At 54.2% G+C, this 15,844-nt stretch carries 14 protein-coding genes and 1 tRNA gene; 8 read left to right on the top strand and 7 right to left on the bottom strand.

Features of this window, described 5'->3' with window-relative positions:
- The first annotated feature begins 71 nt into the window (after positions 1–71).
- From HEQ18_RS05810 to HEQ18_RS05835, 6 genes are all read left to right on the top strand, one after another.
- Positions 72–1,112, top strand: a complete 1,041-nt coding sequence (locus tag HEQ18_RS05810) for a rod shape-determining protein (protein WP_432815872.1) — start codon at positions 72–74, stop codon at positions 1,110–1,112.
- A 12-nt stretch (positions 1,113–1,124) separates the two neighbouring features.
- Positions 1,125–2,027: a rod shape-determining protein MreC gene (gene mreC, locus HEQ18_RS05815; protein WP_432815873.1), complete on the top strand. Its 903-nt coding sequence runs from the start codon at positions 1,125–1,127 to the stop codon at positions 2,025–2,027.
- Positions 2,024–2,578: a rod shape-determining protein MreD gene (gene mreD, locus HEQ18_RS05820; RefSeq protein ID WP_432815874.1), complete on the top strand. Its 555-nt coding sequence runs from the start codon at positions 2,024–2,026 to the stop codon at positions 2,576–2,578. The genes mreC and mreD overlap by 4 nt, the downstream gene beginning before the upstream one ends.
- Entirely contained in the window at positions 2,575–4,482 is a 1,908-nt protein-coding gene (gene mrdA, locus HEQ18_RS05825; RefSeq protein WP_432815875.1) for a penicillin-binding protein 2, read from the top strand. Before mreD ends, mrdA begins: the two co-directional genes overlap by 4 nt.
- A complete protein-coding gene (gene rodA, locus HEQ18_RS05830; RefSeq protein ID WP_432815876.1) occupies positions 4,479–5,591 on the top strand; it encodes a rod shape-determining protein RodA in 1,113 nt (370 codons plus the stop codon). Before mrdA ends, rodA begins: the two co-directional genes overlap by 4 nt.
- Positions 5,592–5,679: 88 nt before the next feature.
- A tRNA-Lys gene (locus HEQ18_RS05835) sits at positions 5,680–5,755 on the top strand.
- Positions 5,756–5,876: 121 nt separating this feature from the next.
- On the opposite strand, the gene HEQ18_RS05840 is transcribed toward HEQ18_RS05835, so the two are convergent.
- From HEQ18_RS05840 to HEQ18_RS05860, 5 genes are all read right to left on the bottom strand, one after another.
- Positions 5,877–6,563: an imm11 family protein gene (locus HEQ18_RS05840; RefSeq protein ID WP_432815877.1), complete on the bottom strand. Its 687-nt coding sequence runs from the start codon at positions 6,561–6,563 to the stop codon at positions 5,877–5,879.
- A 509-nt stretch (positions 6,564–7,072) separates the two neighbouring features.
- Positions 7,073–8,185: a WD40/YVTN/BNR-like repeat-containing protein gene (locus tag HEQ18_RS05845; RefSeq protein WP_432815878.1), complete on the bottom strand. Its 1,113-nt coding sequence runs from the start codon at positions 8,183–8,185 to the stop codon at positions 7,073–7,075.
- 283 nt (positions 8,186–8,468) lie between these two features.
- Entirely contained in the window at positions 8,469–8,945 is a 477-nt protein-coding gene (locus HEQ18_RS05850; RefSeq protein WP_432815879.1) for a nuclear transport factor 2 family protein, read from the bottom strand.
- Positions 8,942–9,541: a hypothetical protein gene (locus HEQ18_RS05855; protein ID WP_432815880.1), complete on the bottom strand. Its 600-nt coding sequence runs from the start codon at positions 9,539–9,541 to the stop codon at positions 8,942–8,944. The genes HEQ18_RS05850 and HEQ18_RS05855 overlap by 4 nt, the downstream gene beginning before the upstream one ends.
- A gap of 36 nt (positions 9,542–9,577) precedes the next feature.
- Positions 9,578–10,282, bottom strand: a complete 705-nt coding sequence (locus tag HEQ18_RS05860) for a transglutaminase-like cysteine peptidase (protein WP_432815881.1) — start codon at positions 10,280–10,282, stop codon at positions 9,578–9,580.
- Between the two features lie 292 nt (positions 10,283–10,574).
- Here HEQ18_RS05860 and HEQ18_RS05865 point away from each other — a divergent pair, with 292 nt between their 5' ends.
- Positions 10,575–12,839 carry a glycosyltransferase family 4 protein gene (locus HEQ18_RS05865; protein WP_432815882.1) on the top strand — a complete coding sequence of 755 codons (2,265 nt, stop codon included), beginning with the start codon at positions 10,575–10,577 and terminating at the stop codon, positions 12,837–12,839.
- A 9-nt stretch (positions 12,840–12,848) separates the two neighbouring features.
- Positions 12,849–14,129 (top strand): glycoside hydrolase family 130 protein, encoded by a 1,281-nt coding sequence (locus HEQ18_RS05870; RefSeq protein ID WP_432815883.1) that lies wholly within the window; start codon positions 12,849–12,851, stop codon positions 14,127–14,129.
- An 80-nt stretch (positions 14,130–14,209) separates the two neighbouring features.
- On the opposite strand, the gene HEQ18_RS05875 is transcribed toward HEQ18_RS05870, so the two are convergent.
- Together HEQ18_RS05875 and hppD are read right to left on the bottom strand one after the other, a co-directional pair.
- A complete protein-coding gene (locus tag HEQ18_RS05875) occupies positions 14,210–14,761 on the bottom strand; it encodes a VOC family protein (RefSeq protein ID WP_432815884.1) in 552 nt (183 codons plus the stop codon).
- A complete protein-coding gene (gene hppD, locus HEQ18_RS05880) occupies positions 14,758–15,843 on the bottom strand; it encodes a 4-hydroxyphenylpyruvate dioxygenase (protein ID WP_397605153.1) in 1,086 nt (361 codons plus the stop codon). The genes HEQ18_RS05875 and hppD overlap by 4 nt, the downstream gene beginning before the upstream one ends.
- Between the last annotated feature and the right edge of the window lies 1 nt (position 15,844).

The raw sequence follows: 15,844 nt of genomic DNA on the forward strand, positions 1-15,844 counted from the left end.
CCGCTAGGACCGCGCGATTATTTGGGCGCGCTCCAAAGGACTCTCACCAAACCGGATTGGGTGGATATTACATGGTATTTGGCAAGTTTTTCCGTTTCGCATCACAAGACATGGCTATTGACCTCGGCACCGCCAACACGGTCGTCTATGTGCGTGGCCAGGGCATCGTCTTGAACGAACCGTCTGTCGTGGCGATTGAAACCATAAATGGTATCAAGCGCGTAAAGGCCGTTGGCGATGACGCAAAGCTGATGATGGGCAAGACACCAGACAGCATTGAGGCCATACGCCCGTTACGCGATGGCGTGATTGCCGACATTGATGTTGCCGAACAGATGATCAAGCACTTCATCCACAAAGTGCACGGCAAGCGCCGCATGTTTAGCTACCCCGAAATCGTTATCTGCGTTCCGTCGGGATCAACCTCGGTAGAACGGCGCGCGATTCGCGATGCCGCATCGAACGCGGGCGCATCGGAAGTGTTCTTGATCGAAGAGCCGATGGCGGCCGCGATTGGCGCAGATATGCCGGTAACGGAACCCATTGGATCAATGGTTGTCGATATTGGCGGTGGCACGACTGAAGTTGCTATCCTGTCCTTGCGCGGCCTTGCTTACACAACCTCCGTTCGCACCGGTGGTGATAAGATGGACGAGGCGATTGTGTCCTATGTTCGGCGACATCATAACCTGCTGATCGGTGAAGCCACGGCGGAGCGGATCAAGAAAGATTTCGGTACCGCTCGTCCGCCAGCCGACGGCATTGGCCAGACCTTGCACATTAAAGGCCGCGACCTTGTGAACGGCGTGCCAAAGGAAATTTTGATCAATCAGGGCCAGATTGCCGAAGCTTTGTCCGAACCGATCGGCACCATCCTCGAAGGTGTGCGCGTTGCGCTAGAAAATACCGCACCCGAACTTGCGGCCGATATCGTCGATCAAGGTATCGTTCTGACCGGTGGCGGCGCGTTGATGTCTGGCCTTGACGAATTTCTGCGCGATGAAACCGGCCTTCCTGTCACCGTTGCCGAAGACCCGCTGACCTGCGTTGCCATTGGCACCGGCAGGGCCATGGAAGACCCGATCTTCCGCGGCGTCCTGCTCACCGCCTAAGGCGAGGTTAGGATGGCGCCGCCGCCACATCGGCGCCCCGGATTTTCCCGGAAGGCGCAATATGGCCTGTTCGTGACCTATGTGGTTGCAATTGCAGGGACGATAGTGGCTGCGCTGCTTCTGATGATTTCAGTGGTCGATCCGGCTGGATTTTCTGCGTTGCGAACCTTTGGTTCGGAAATTACCGCTCCGGTTGCGCGCGCGGTCAGTGTTGCACGGCAATCCACCCAAGCCCTGACGCGCAATTTTTCAGCCTATATCGACGCAGGATCGAAAAATGCAACGCTCGAAAAAGAACTGAAAACGAACCGCAGCGCATTAATCGAGGCACGGGCCCTGCGTTTGGAAAATGCCCGGCTGCGCGGTTTGCTCAAAATATCTGCTGACGATCCGCAGCAAGTGGCCGTTGGTCGCCTGATCAGTTCCACCGCATCAAGCACAAGGCGGGTCGCCACCTTATCCATTGGGCGTAACTTCGGGGTTGAACGCGCACAACCTGTGCGTGGGCCGGCCGGACTGATCGGCCGCGTGATAGAAACAGGGCCAACGACCGCGCGCGTGCTGTTGGTAACGGACAGCGAAAACCTGGTTCCGGTCATGCGGGCCAGCGATGGTCTTCCGGCATTTTCGGCGGGCCTTGGCAACGGGCTCGTCCTTATCAAGCCGCTAAACCTTGGCGAAAGCCCTTTCAAGGTCGGCGACATCATTATTACCTCTGGCAATGGGGGGCTGTATAACGCGAATATTCCGTTTGCGCGGGTCATCCGCAAAACCAGTGACGGTGCGCTTGGCCTGCCCTTTGCAGATCCAGCCAACACGCCATATGCCGTTGTGATGAAACCTTATATGGGTGCAGCGAGAGCCGAACAGCAAGCTATAGCGCCTGATGGCAAAACCAAAGAGGTTGTGGAGTGAAAATTCCGGTCAGCGCCATTCGATTGCCGACACGGCCAGGACGGGAATATGAAAGTCGTTTTGACCGCGAACAGTCGATGCTCAAAATGTTGGCGATTCCGATTGCCTCGGTAATTTTGGCGTCAATGGTCACCACCCTGCCCATTTTTAGCTCCGGACCGCTTTTGCCGCCATTCGGGCTATTGATTTTTTTAAGCTGGCGTCTGATGCGGCCCGGATTATTGCCCGTGTGGTCTGGCGTTCCATTTGGATTGATGGATGACCTCTTCAGTGGCCAACCTTTTGGCAGCGCTGGCCTGCTCTGGTCGCTCGCGATGCTCCTTGTCGAGATTATCGATTCTCGGGCCATATGGCGCGATTATCTGCAGGATTGGTTGATTGCCGCATTGCTCATCACGGCCGTGCTGCTGGGCGGTTGGTGGATTGCAGGTCTCGGCCACGCCGCGCCTGACCCGATGGTTTTATTCCCGCAGATCATCTTGTCCATATTGCTATATCCGCTCGTCGTGCGCATATGTGCGCGTCTCGACAGCTGGCGATTGGCAACATGAAAGTCGAAAAACAGGTAACATCAGGACAGCTTGACTTCACCTTCACCCGCCGCGCGGCTTTTGTGGGCGGCGTGCAGGCCGCAATTGGCCTGACCGTTGCCGCGCGCATGTCCTATATCGCCGTTGCGGATAATGAAAAATACAAGCTGCTCGCCGAAAGTAACCGCGTCAACCTGACCATCATCCCGCCGCGCCGGGGCTGGTTCATTGATCGTTTTGGTAAGCCCATTGCAACCAACCGCGCCGACTTTCGCGTCGACATCATTCCCGACCGGCTGGCAAAAAAAGACGAGACTGTTCAGACTTTGGCCGAATTGCTGGCGCTTTCAACAGACGATGTCGACCGCATCCATCGCGAGTTGAAAAATGCACAAGGGTTTCAACCGGTGCAAGTCGCCGACGGCCTTGATTATGACAAGTTCGCAGCGGTCAGCGTGCGCTTACCAGACCTACCCGGCGTCAGCCCACGCCAAGGCTATTCGCGCTTCTACCCCAGCGGCGCAGCGGTCGGCCATCTGATCGGCTATGTCGGCACGGTGTCCGCTGAGGAATATCAGAAGAACAAAAAACCGCTGCTGATTACGCCGGGGTTTAAGGTTGGCAAGGATGGCCTCGAAAAAACGCTTGAGGACAGGCTACAGGGCGAACCTGGTGCCAAGCGGACCGAAGTCACCGCACGCGGCAAGATCGTGCGTGAACTGACCACACGGCCCGATACGCCCGGCAAGCCCGTCCAATTGACCATAGATATTGACCTGCACAATTACGCCGCACGACGGCTTGGCCTTGAATCAGGGTCCGTGGTCATATTCGATTGCCTGACGGGCGACATCATTACCATGGCATCCATACCCTGTTACGACCCCAACAGCTTTTCCGACGGCATCGGCCGCGTCGAATGGAAGATGCTGAATAGTGACGACCATATCCCCATGCTGAACAAGGCGCTTCAGGGGCTGTATCCACCGGGTTCGACGTTGAAACCCGTCGCAGGTCTTGCCATGCTGCGCCACGGGATCGACCCTGAAGAAATAGTCATCTGCAATGGCGGATACCGGCTCGGCAATCGCGTCTTCAAATGCCTTGGGCGGCATGGCCCAGTCAATATGTCCACCGCGATCATGAAAAGCTGCAACACCTATTTTTATTCCATGGGGCGGCGGATTGGCTATGACAATATCGCACCTGTCGCGCGCGAGCTTGGGCTGGGGCAGGAATTTTCTTTGCCCTTTCCGTCGCAACGTTATGGCACTGTTCCCGATAGCGCATGGAAAATGCACAAATATAACCAGAAATGGACCGAGTCCGACACGCTCAATGCCGTCATTGGTCAGGGTTATATTATCGCCAGCCCGTTCCAACTGGGTCTGATGGCGGCGCGCATAGCCTCTGGCTTGAACATACAGCCGGAAATTCTGTTGCAGAAACGCGCCGCGGCCAAGCCTTTGTCCTTTCCCAAGGCGCATCTCGATGTCGTGCGTGAAGGCATGAATTTGGTCGTCAACGGCGATGGGACCGCGGTGCGCAGCAGGCTAATGCTCGACAATATCGCGATGGCGGGCAAAACCGGAACAGCGCAGGTCCGTCGCATATCAGGGTCGCAACGTGGACAGTCCGGCGCATGGAAATATCGCGATCATGGCCTGTTCGTGTGCTTTGCCCCGGTGGATCAGCCGCGTTACGGCGCAGCGGTCGTGATCGAACATGGCATGGGCGGCGCACGCGCAGCAGCCCCGATTGCCAAGGATGTGCTGACCTTCATCTATGACCGTGAACAGGCGATGGCGTCGCTGGAGGCGTTGGAGGCTGGCTGGGGCGGCAATATCGAACAACGCATGGCGGCCAAATATGCCATGTTCCAAAATCAGCCAGCGCCACCTCCGCCATTGGACCCAACCACATGAACGGCATCGTTCCAGCCCCCATTGCTGCGCTGCCATGGCGTGTCATTTTCATCCTGATGGCGTTGGTGGGCTTTGGCGCGGCGGTGCTCTATTCCGCTGCGGGTGGGCATTTTGACCCATGGGCGGGCAAGCATATCATGCGCTTTGGCGTCTTGCTTGGCATGGTCATCATCATGTCGCGGATGAAGCTGGAATTTTGGAAATCCATCACCTTCCCGCTCTATCTGCTTTTGCTTTTTCTGCTGATAGTGGTCGAACTGTTGGGATTTGTAGGCGGCGGTAGCCAGCGCTGGATCAACTTGGGCATCATCACGCTGCAACCGTCGGAGCTGATGAAACCGGTGATGGTTCTTGCCGCCGCGTGGTTTTTCGACCGGCTTCCGCCGAACCGCATATTTGGCATTGAGGCCGTTTGGCCGCTGGGCGTATTATTGTTGCTGCCAAGCGCGCTGGTGATTATCCAGCCCGATTTTGACGCGGCCATTGCTTATGCCTTTGGCTTGGGCGTCGTGGGCTTTATGGCCGGTTTGCCGCTGATCTATTTTTGGGGCGCTGGCGCGGGCGTCGCGATATTTGCGCCCTTGGTCTATTTCTTTGGCCTCAAACCCTATCAGCAAGACCGCGTGCTCATTTTCCTCAATCCGCAAAATGACCCTTTGGGCGCTGGCTATCATATCACCCAGTCGAAAATCGCCATTGGCTCGGGCGGTATCTTTGGCAAAGGCTTTGGCAATGGCACGCAAAGCCATTTGAATTATCTCCCCGAAGGCCATACCGATTTCGTCTTTGCCACCATGGCCGAAGAATGGGGCATCGTCGGCGGCTTCTTCATCCTGTTTCTCTATTTCCTGCTCATGCGCTGGGGCTTGACCGTCGCGATGCAAAGCAAGACCCGCTATGGCCAATTGGTCGCCGCTGGCCTGACCTGCACGATTTTCTTTTACATCATGATCAACCTGTTGATGGTCGTGGGCCTTGCCCCTGTTGCCGGCATTCCATTGCCCTTTGTCAGTCACGGCGGATCGTCCATGCTCACGATGATGCTGTGCGTCGGCATCATCATGTCCATCGAACGCCACCCCGGCGCAAAGCGCGGCCAATTCCAATAAATCGGGTAAGGCGCGCTTGACAAAGCCAGCTAAACCCATCAAAGGCGGCGCTCCAAACGGGACTGCGCATCTGGCCATCCCGAAATGGGGACGCTTAGCTCAGTTGGTAGAGCAGCTGACTCTTAATCAGCGGGTCGTGGGTTCGAACCCCTCAGCGTCTACCATTTATTTCAATATACACGGATATAGTGACGGCGTCGGGCGTGCCCGATGAACGCGGCTTCCGTGAGGCAGAACCCTTTGGAGTATCGTTTGCCATGAAATTCCCCACTTCCAAGATATTTATTAAAACCAATCAACATCTCTTGTTGGCAGCGTCGCAGGCACCGTGGCATAAATACCCCGAACCCCTGCCTCTTTGGCCGCAGCCAGCAATTCTTTCGACCAGAACCATTTGTTCAGTGCGTCTATGTCGGAAAAATTATGAATTTCCTTGGTCAGTTCAGACTGAAAAGCCGCACCGTTTGGGAAACGAACGCTTGTGAACCAGTGCTCACTAAACCATTCTGTTTCAATTCGGACATCGCAACGGTCTGGATCGACTGCTTCGAGCAGCCGATTTGGCATTACAAGATTAAATGGAATTTCGCCATCCAACGCCTTGATCACTACAGGTTTTACTTCCAGCGATCCTCGATCAAGGCGCTCGATTACCTCCAATAACGCCGGTGAAGCAAGATAGGCAGCCCCCGCCAATCGATAAAAATCGACGATCTTTCGAAGTTTTCCCCTAAATCTGAAGTCTGGCTGCTCGACAAGCGTGTCCAATCCAATACGCGGCCTAACTCGGGCACCCGTCCAGAGCGCTTGCTCAAACTCTGGGCTGTTCTTCCACGAGATGCCTTGGTCATAATTCCAGTTATTACACACCTCGACGAAACGATCTTCATCGGCGGAAGGGTGCTTCGCCTTGAACAAACGCGACTGCCCCTCGGGCACTTCGGCAAGCAGGTCAGTGATCGTGCGGGTCATATGCTTATTCCTTTTGCTGAACTACTCGGAGCTCTCGCGCCGAGTTTGGTTGTTCTGCATCTATAAATCATGTTCCACAATTACCTTACACTTCAAACGCCAAAGCCTGCACCGCCGGAATAGGGAATTACGAATTACCCTAACAGGTGCATCAGCCCCGAAATAGCTTCGCTTTGATTCGGCGTTTGGGGGAGGTAAGCAGCGGTCATCACACTCCCTTTCGTCATCCTGAACTTGTTTCAGGATAACATGCGACCGTTGTTTGTTATCCTGAAACAAGTTCAGGATGACGAGGGGCGGGGTTCAGGATTACGAGGGGCAGAGTTGCGGATAACAGGGCGGGGTTCAGGATGACAGGGCGGAGTTCGGGATGATAGGCCGGAGTTCAGGATGACGAAGGGCGGGGTTGCGGATGACGAGGGGCGGAGTTGCGCCTGAATTTTATGGGAGCCAGGAAAAAGAACGGTTCCGCTTCTGCGCATCGGGATCGATGAAATCGCGCGCCATGCTCATCCTTTCGGGGGAGCTGCCAGGTCGATCGCCTGCACCGCGGTGCCGATGGCGTAAAGGCGCATGCCCTTGCCCAGCGGCAACGCCTGGAACTTGTTGGCGGCCGGTGCGATCGGCGCGCGTGCCCAGGTCTTGCCGCCGTCCGTCGTGGCAAATCCGCCCGCCGCGGTACCGACGAAGCCGACATCCTTGCTGACGAAGCCGATGCCGAACTGGCGCGCGGTCTTGTCCTGCGCCATCTCGATCTCGCGCCACGTCCTGCCCTTATCGTCGCTGCGGATGACGAGCTGCGTGGTGCGTTCGGGATCGTAGGACTGCACCGTGGCGTAGCCAGTGTCGCCGCCCTCGGGGAAGCTCGCCTTCCAGATCAGCTCTAGCGTGCGGCCCGAGCGATAGACCTCGCTCCACGTCTTGCCGCCGTCGGTGGTGCGCAGCACCAGCCCCTCGGCCTGGGCAGGATCGGGATGGGTGGCGGCGAACACAAGGCCGGTATTCTCGTCGAAGAACTTCACGTCGAGGATCATCCCCGCGTGCGCGCTCATGTCGATCACCTGCCAGCTTTCGCCCCCGTCGGTGGAGCGCAGCATACCTGTCGGTCCTCCGACCCGGCCTGCGGCGTGGATCACCGTGCGTGGCTGCAGCTTGCCCTGATAGATGCGCTTCACGGTGAGGATATCGATTGCGCATACGCCCTTTATCGTCGCAGCTCCGGTATCGACCGCTACCCACGTCCGGCCCCCGTCGCGGGTGCGGTAGAGCGGGGTTTCGTCGGTGACGCCGGGGTAATAGTCGGTGCCGACATTGCCGATGAAGCCGTTATCGCGGTCAACGAAGCCGACCGCGCGCACGAAGGTGCCGGGGCGGCTGGCGACCTTCTCCCAGCTCGCCCCGCCATTCTTCGTGGCGAACAGATCGCCCGCACCGGTGCCATACCAGCCATGGTCGGCATCGACGAAGTTGACGCTGTCACGCTTGCCGCGATAGGCTTCGGTGACAAAGGTGCGCCATTCGCCCGCAGTGCTGGCAGCAACAGGAGCGGGAGCGGGCTCCTCCGCAATAACCGGCGCGCCAATCATAAGAGCGGCGAGCGCCGCGGCGAACTGAGCCTTCATATCGTGTGACCTCCTGTTTTGCGGCGCTAGCAGCGGGCTATTTTCCTGCTCAACTCCAGCGCCTTATCCTCATTCGCACACGTGATGACATAAGTGCGGATTGCCGCGATCGCCGCTTTCGACAAAGAGCCATCGGTTATCGACAAGCGGCAGCAGGCCCTGGCTATGAATAGCAGCGGTTCGAGATTTGTTTCCCAAGAGCCGCCATTCTGCAATCTTGATCTGCCCCGTCTGTGCTCGATCTTGCCCTGTATTTCGGGGTGAACCGGCGCTCCAGGAACCTTCAGTAAGGGTGATCAATGTGCAGCTTTGCAAATACACGCTCTTCAAACACCCATTGTCCGTTTTCCCGGACATATAGATCGGAATACATGCCATTCAGATGATAGGTCATGTTTTCATCATCGACTAACAATTCATTTGTGTAGGACCAACCTTGAGCTTTATCACCATCAATGTTTACGGCTCCAGGAAAATTGAAAAACGCCCGGGTATAACAACCTTTGATGCCCCGACTGTTTGCCTTCATGTCAATCCAGTGGCTTAGGATTGCATCTCGTCCCACGATTATTTGGCTTCCGAGGTGCCAGCTAGCGTTCATTGCCCAACAACTTGACCACAGAATCTGATCACGGCGTATGACCGCATCGCTATAGCTGTCGAGAAGCTCTCGGATAGCAAGCCTATCTTCGATTGGGCCGTTAAAGTGGCGCGCATTGAGGTGGCTGTTTACCGCATTGTGCTGATGTGAACTTTTCATAAATGATCCCCCGTAAAAGGACGCCCGCGTTGGTAATCTGAAAACAGGTCAGGATTCCGCAGCTTCTGAAGAATTTCATCATTCAGGCTATATATGTAGAAAAGGTGATGTGCCGAAAGGAGAGCCCACGCAGAAAATACAGAAAGATTAAAAGCTATAAAAAATTGACTTTGATCAACCAAAATTATTCCAGATGAAAACATAATCAAATCTTGAAAATTAGAAATGATAATGAGATTCAATACACCAGCAGAAATACCATATATCTTACAACTCACTTCTGTTTTATTATATAAGCCTTTTACACGAGGTATTAGCCCAACTACTATATAAAAAAATACAAAACAGTCCAATAAAGGTATCAAGATAGAAAATAATATTATTGTCACAGATAATTTTTTAATATTTGATGTTTTTATGCCTCTATTTATAAATTGCTCTTTTTCATTATTTCTAAATAGTCTGTAAATTGGATATACGTAAAAAATTATTTTAAATAATGTCCATATCAAAATTATTTTAAATGTGTATTGATTAACATCAATAATTTCAAATTTGTATTTATAATAATTCATTATTTCATTTTCGAAAAACATGCGGCCTCCTATCATCAGCCAAATCTGATATTCAACTTACCCACTCGATTTTATTGTAAAGCCGTGCAGCCAAACCTGCCTACCTTGTAGTGTCAAAATCGGACGAAAGTCCGTCATTGACGTTGTCAGAAACGGAGAAGGCGCTCGCTGGTCTAATGCCCACATGCTATTTCCGATAAGAACCGAGAGCAACGCGTGGTCACGGCGCGCTATGAGGTCAGCCCCCACTGTCAAATATATATCGGTCGCGGGTATGCCGGATCCCTTTAACAGCATAAGTTCGAGAATGGCGAAGTCTTCGCAATCCCCGCGTCGGCGGGCAAGCGTTTCCGCTGGAGTTGCCCAGTAATCCCTGGTCCCATACACGTCGATATCCTCAGCATATTGAATGTAGGAGATAACGAACGTGTGAATGAACGCTATCCGCTGCTTAGGATTCTCGATGCGCTGGGCCTGTCGCACGATAGATGACCATTGCGCGCCGCTTGCTGGCACCGCTGCGCGAAGGTATTTGGCGTCAAATGGCGAGTGCGCAACAGCTATGCCGACGGAATTGTACATCTTAGGCAAACTGGCTGATTTGGTTCCTGTGCCTGCCGTAAGCCGCAACACAACGATCAACGCGATTGCAATAAGAGACAGCGCAAGCGAAAATATACCAAACTGACGAAACCATTTCAGCAGTTCGAATACGGAAGAAAAGAAAATATCATCAAGGTTTGGATCTTTGAGGATTTTCATAGTCACATGCCTTTTGCCAGGCGAAAAGCCAGCAGATGCCTTTTTACTTGAAAAGCATCAGCCGTCCACAATGATTACTAAAACGGGCTCGACTAAATATGTTCCCCGTAAAGGATTACTGACAGGAGGGCCAGTCTGAGGGTTCGCTGCGCTTGAGTTGCTCCATGCGTGGGAACAAACGTCCCCACTGCCTGTTATTTGACCGAGCGAGCGCTCGACAACTTTTGACCTCTATGTTGAAATCGCAGCGCTTCCGTCATCCCATCGTTATCAAAATTTTTAAGGATTTCGTGTGCTTGAATTTATCGAACGCAATAGCTTTAAAGATGACATCGTGCCTGTTGGCGGATCGACACCGAAGGTTCGGTCGAACATCGTCGCGCTGATTGGTGGTTTTACCCCGCGCAGATGCGGTATCGCGACATTCACCGCAGATGTGTGCGCATCCTTAAAAGCCGCGCAACCGGATCTGCAGATCGACGTTTATGCAATGACGCCAGCTTTATCCGCTATCACGTTCGACGCTTCAGTCATATCTACGATTACGCAAGGCGATCCGCAGAGTTATATTGATGCCGCGCAGCACATCGATATCAGCAGAGCAGATGTCGTATGGCTCCAACATGAATTTGGGTTATTCGGCGGACCAGCCGGGGATATGGTGCTAGAACTAACTGACCGGATTGCGGCCCCGTTAGTCATTACATTACATACCGTTTTGGCAAAACCCAACCCCGACCAAATGCGCGTGATGCGCAGACTGATTGCGCAAGCGAGCAAGCTAGTGATCATGTCGGAACGTTCGCGAGACTTGCTGGGCAGCGTTTACGGGGCAGATAGCGACCAGATCGTCCTTATCCCCCACGGGGTTCCGGATCGGCCATTTGGCCGGTCAACACAATTCAAGTCCAAACTTGGATTTGAAGGCAGGGACGTCCTCCTGACCTTTGGACTGCTTTCTCCGGGCAAGGGAATTGAAGCCGTCATCGCGGCCATGCCAGCTATAATATCGGAGCATCCCAATCTGCTTTACTGCATTGCGGGCGCCACCCACCCCAATTTACTGACGGTCGAGGGTGAAACTTATCGGGAAAAGCTCAAAACGCTGGCGGCCACGCTGGGCGTTGCGCACCACATATATTGGCTTGACACGTTCCTTGAAACAGAACTGCTGCTCGACTTGATTGAGGCAACCGATATCTATGTTACCCCTTACACCGGGGCGGACCAATCGACCTCGGGCACTTTATCCTACGCGTTAGCGCTCGGTAAAGCGGTGGTGTCTACACCTTATGTTCACGCCATCGAACTGCTTTCCGATGATCACGGCATTATCGTTCCCTTCAATGATAGCGCCGCAATCGCAACAGAAGTGATTGGTCTTTTGCACGATAAGGGCAGGCTGTCTGCTTTGCAGAGGCGCGCTTATGATAGAAGCCGGGATATGATCTGGCCGGCTTTTGCCGTTCGCTGTCTCGATGTTTTGGATGAAGTTCGAATTTCTATTAAATCTGCACCGATAGCTGCGGCTATCGGGATAGATGGCTTGCTCAGAATCTGTGATGATACTGGAATATTACAGCACAGCATTGGCAACGTTCCCGACAGAGCACATGGATATTGTGTTGATGATAACGCCCGGGCGTTGATGCTTACCCACAAGATGAAAGGCCATATTGCGACGGTATGTCAATTGAGCACTAGATTTGCCGCATTTGTTGAAAGTTCGTGGAACGAAGAACGTCGCGAGTTTCGAAATTTCATGGGGTTTGGACGAAATTGGCTCGAAGAAATCGGATCAGAGGATAGCTGCGGCAGGACATTATGGGCCTTAGGCTCAACCGTGCGTTGGGCGCCGTCTGCGGGCCTTCGGCATTGGGCACAGGGGTTGTTCGACCGGACGGCATCATCTGCCGAAACATTCGGGTCTCCGCGCGCCATCGGCTTTGCGATGTTGGGAGCAGATCATGTTTTGGAAGTAGACAATAAGCATAAAGCGGCATCGTCGATATTGGCTGCGGGTGCAGATCATCTGCTGACACTTTTTGGCCATTCCAAAAGGGAAGGCTGGACATGGTTCGAAGATGTTTTAGCTTACGACAATTGCCGCCTTTCCGAAGCCATGATCAGGGCCGGGGTGCGGTTAGGCCGCGTTGACGTCCAGCAGTGCGGGATCGAGACTTTGCGTTGGATGACCGCCTTACAAAAAGCGCCTGGCGGATATTTTCGTCCTATAGGATCTCGCACCTTCGGCAAGCCATATCTAAAGCCCCATCCTTTCGATCAGCAGCCGGTCGAAGTCTGGGCGGCCATAGACGCCGCCTCTGCTGCATATGACTTAACGGGAGACGAAAGCTGGCTTAAAGAGGCGACGCGCGCCTATGACTGGTTTTCAGGGGCCAATGACCGTGGCCTTGCGGTTGCAGATCCACAAACGGGCACAAGCCATGACGGGCTAAATCATCGTGGACTTAATCTCAACGAAGGTGCCGAGTCGGTTCTGGCGTATCAACATGCGACAATCGCCATAAGAGAATTCATTGCTAAGGTTAGATAGGGCGATGCCATGGTAGACGTCGCTCAACATGAATTACGGCTCCATGCCGACCCCGCACGGGTGGTCGTGCGACCGTTCCATCTGGCGTGGCAAGCGTCTGGGCCCGACCTTGAACGGGTGCAAAAGTTGGCCCGTGACATTTATGCTTTGGACACAAGAACAGTGCGCGCTGAACTCAGCGTGGTGTTGCGCGATTTTGCTGACAGGCATTCGCAGATAGAAAAGGTATTTGACGACCGGTTTCGCGAAATTGAACCGCGCTTAGGGTTATCAGGGCCGTTCAAAAAAGAAATGCGGCAACTCATCGGCGCATATTTTTGTCATGAGTATAGTTTTGCCGCAGCAGCTCTGATGAATCCCAGCGTCGTCGCGCATCCAGACCAAACAGGGTTGCAACCCGGCAGCGTTAGAATTCTGCTGTCGCTCCGCGCTGTTGGTGAGGGCCATATTTCAACCATCGCTTTTCGCGAAGGAATCATTTCGGCCGGCAGGCAACTGGTTCTGATGGCCCAACCGTCTTTTGCGACAGCGGCAACCTTGGGTAAGCACAAGCCCGGCACGCCCGACGACGTGTCTACGCTAGATTGCTTTCGCGATAGCAATATCTCTGGCACCGTGATTTTTCCAGTGACGGAAGCGCAGCGAAACGGGCTCGAAGATTTACGGCTCGTCGAATTTCAGCATGACGGCGGCGAGCGTGAATGGATGGGTACATATACCGCCTATAGCGGGCATGATATTCGTTCTGAACTCCTTCGGACGCGTAATTTCCGAACTTTCACCCTGACACCGATAAAGGGGGGCGCAGGCCGCAATAAGGGCATGGCCCTTTTCCCGCGGAAGATTGATGGCAAATATTGCATGATAGGGCGTCAGGACGGGAAAAATCTGTATCTGCTTCGGTCAGACTCGATTGATTGCTGGGATGGCGGTGAACTTTTACTAGAGCCGTGCTTCCCGTGGGAACTGGTGCAGATTGGTAATTGCGGCGCACCGATAGAACTCGACGAAGGTTGGCTTGTGCTGACCCATGGCGTTGGCGCGATGCGGAAATATGCGATAGGTGCCGCGTTGCTGGATAAATCCGATCCATCAAAGGTCATTGGCCGCACGCCCAACCCCATCCTATCTGCTGCTGATGAAGACCGTGAAGGCTATGTTCCGAACGTCGTCTACACGTGCGGAGCGATCCGCGTTGGCGATGATCTCTTCCTGCCCTACGGCGTCGCCGATAGCTCTGTGTGCTTCGCATTTGTAGCGATCCACGAGATTTTGGCCGCGATGAGATAGCAACATTTGCAGTATCTGCGCCGCGAAGTTTCCAATATTGCTATCTTTTGCTGATACCCCCAAAATAGCTTCGCTTTGGGTTAAGCCCGCTTATCCGGATCGACGTGGAGCCAATCGGCATGGCGCGGGGCTTTTTTGGTCTCGCTCCATTCCTGAAGCATCAACGGCGCGACGCGTTTCAGCTCCGCATATTGCTGCGCCGTGCCGATGTTGCAGGCAAGCTCCAATCGGTGGCCATTGGGGTCAAAGAAATAGATCGACCGGAATATGCCGTGAAAGGTCGGGCCGATCACATCAATGCCTTGGCCCTCAATATGCGCCTTGGCGGCCAGCAATGCGTCCATATCCGCAACCTCAAACGCGATATGTTGCACCCAGGCCGGGGTATTGGGGTCTTTGCCCATTTCGGGCTGGTTCGGCAGTTCGAAGAAAGCGATGACATTCCCGCCGCCGCAATCCAAGAAGATGTGCATATATGGGTCATATTCGCCCGTCGACGGCACATGATCCTCGGCAAAGGCGGTGGTGAATTCCATGCCCAGCACATGCGCATACCAATCCGCCGTCGCCTTTGCGTCCTTACACCGATAGGCGACATGGTGAATGCGGCTCAGCTTTACGGGCGCGGTCATGCCACTGGCTCCACCTGAAGCGCGCCGCGTTCAATCTGGTCGCGCTCGATGCTTTTGAACAAGGCGGTGAAATTGCCTTCGCCAAAGCCTTCGTCTTTTTTGCGCTGAATGAATTCGAAAAACACAGGGCCGATCATGGTTTGCGAGAATATCTGCAACAACAAACGCGGATCGCCATCTTGCGTCGACCCGTCGAGCAAGATGCCACGCGATTGCAACGCGTCAACCGGCTCGCCATGGCCCGGCAAGCGTTCCTCCAACATATCATAATAAGCCTTGGGCGGTGGCGGCGCGAATGGCGTGCCCAGCGCCTTTAGCCGGTCCCAGCAGGCCGGTAAATCATCGCAGGAAAAGGCGATATGTTGAATCCCTTCGCCATTATAGGCGCGCAAATATTCCTCAATCTGCCCGCCGCCGGCCTTGCCCTCTTCATTCAACGGAATGCGGATTTTGCCGTCCGGCGCGGTCATCGCGCGGCTGGTGAGGCCGGTATATTCGCCCTTAATGTCGAAATAGCGGATTTCGCGGAAGTTAAAAACGCGTTCGTAAAAACTGCCCCAATGCGCCATGCGCCCGCCATAGACATTGTGCGTTAGGTGATCGATGATCTTGAAACCAGCGCCCACCGGATTGCGATCCACACCGGGCAGATAGTCGAAATCAATGTCATAAATGGACAAGGCATCGCCGTAGCGATCCACAAGGTAGATCATCGCGCCACCAATGCCGCGAATGGCGGGCAGGCGCAGCTCCATCGGACCCGTGCGCGTTTCAACCGGCTCGGCACCGCGCACAATCGCTTCGTCATACGCAAGGCGCGCGTTCTTTACGCGAAACGCCATGCCGCACGCCGACGGGCCATGCTCCGCTGCGAAATACGCCGCAGGGCTTTTGGGTTCGTAATTGGCGATCAGGTTGATTTCGCCTTGCCGCCACAGGTCAACATCCTTCGACCGATGCCGCGCAATCCGGCTGAAACCCATGCGTTCAAACACCGGTTCCAGAAGGCCCTTTTCCGGCGCGGAAAATTCGATGAATTCGAACCCATCGAGTCCCAAAGGGTTTTCGAACAAATCGGCCATA

The organism is Sphingorhabdus sp., assembly GCF_050921905.1.
Taxonomy (GTDB): domain Bacteria; phylum Pseudomonadota; class Alphaproteobacteria; order Sphingomonadales; family Sphingomonadaceae; genus Sphingorhabdus_B.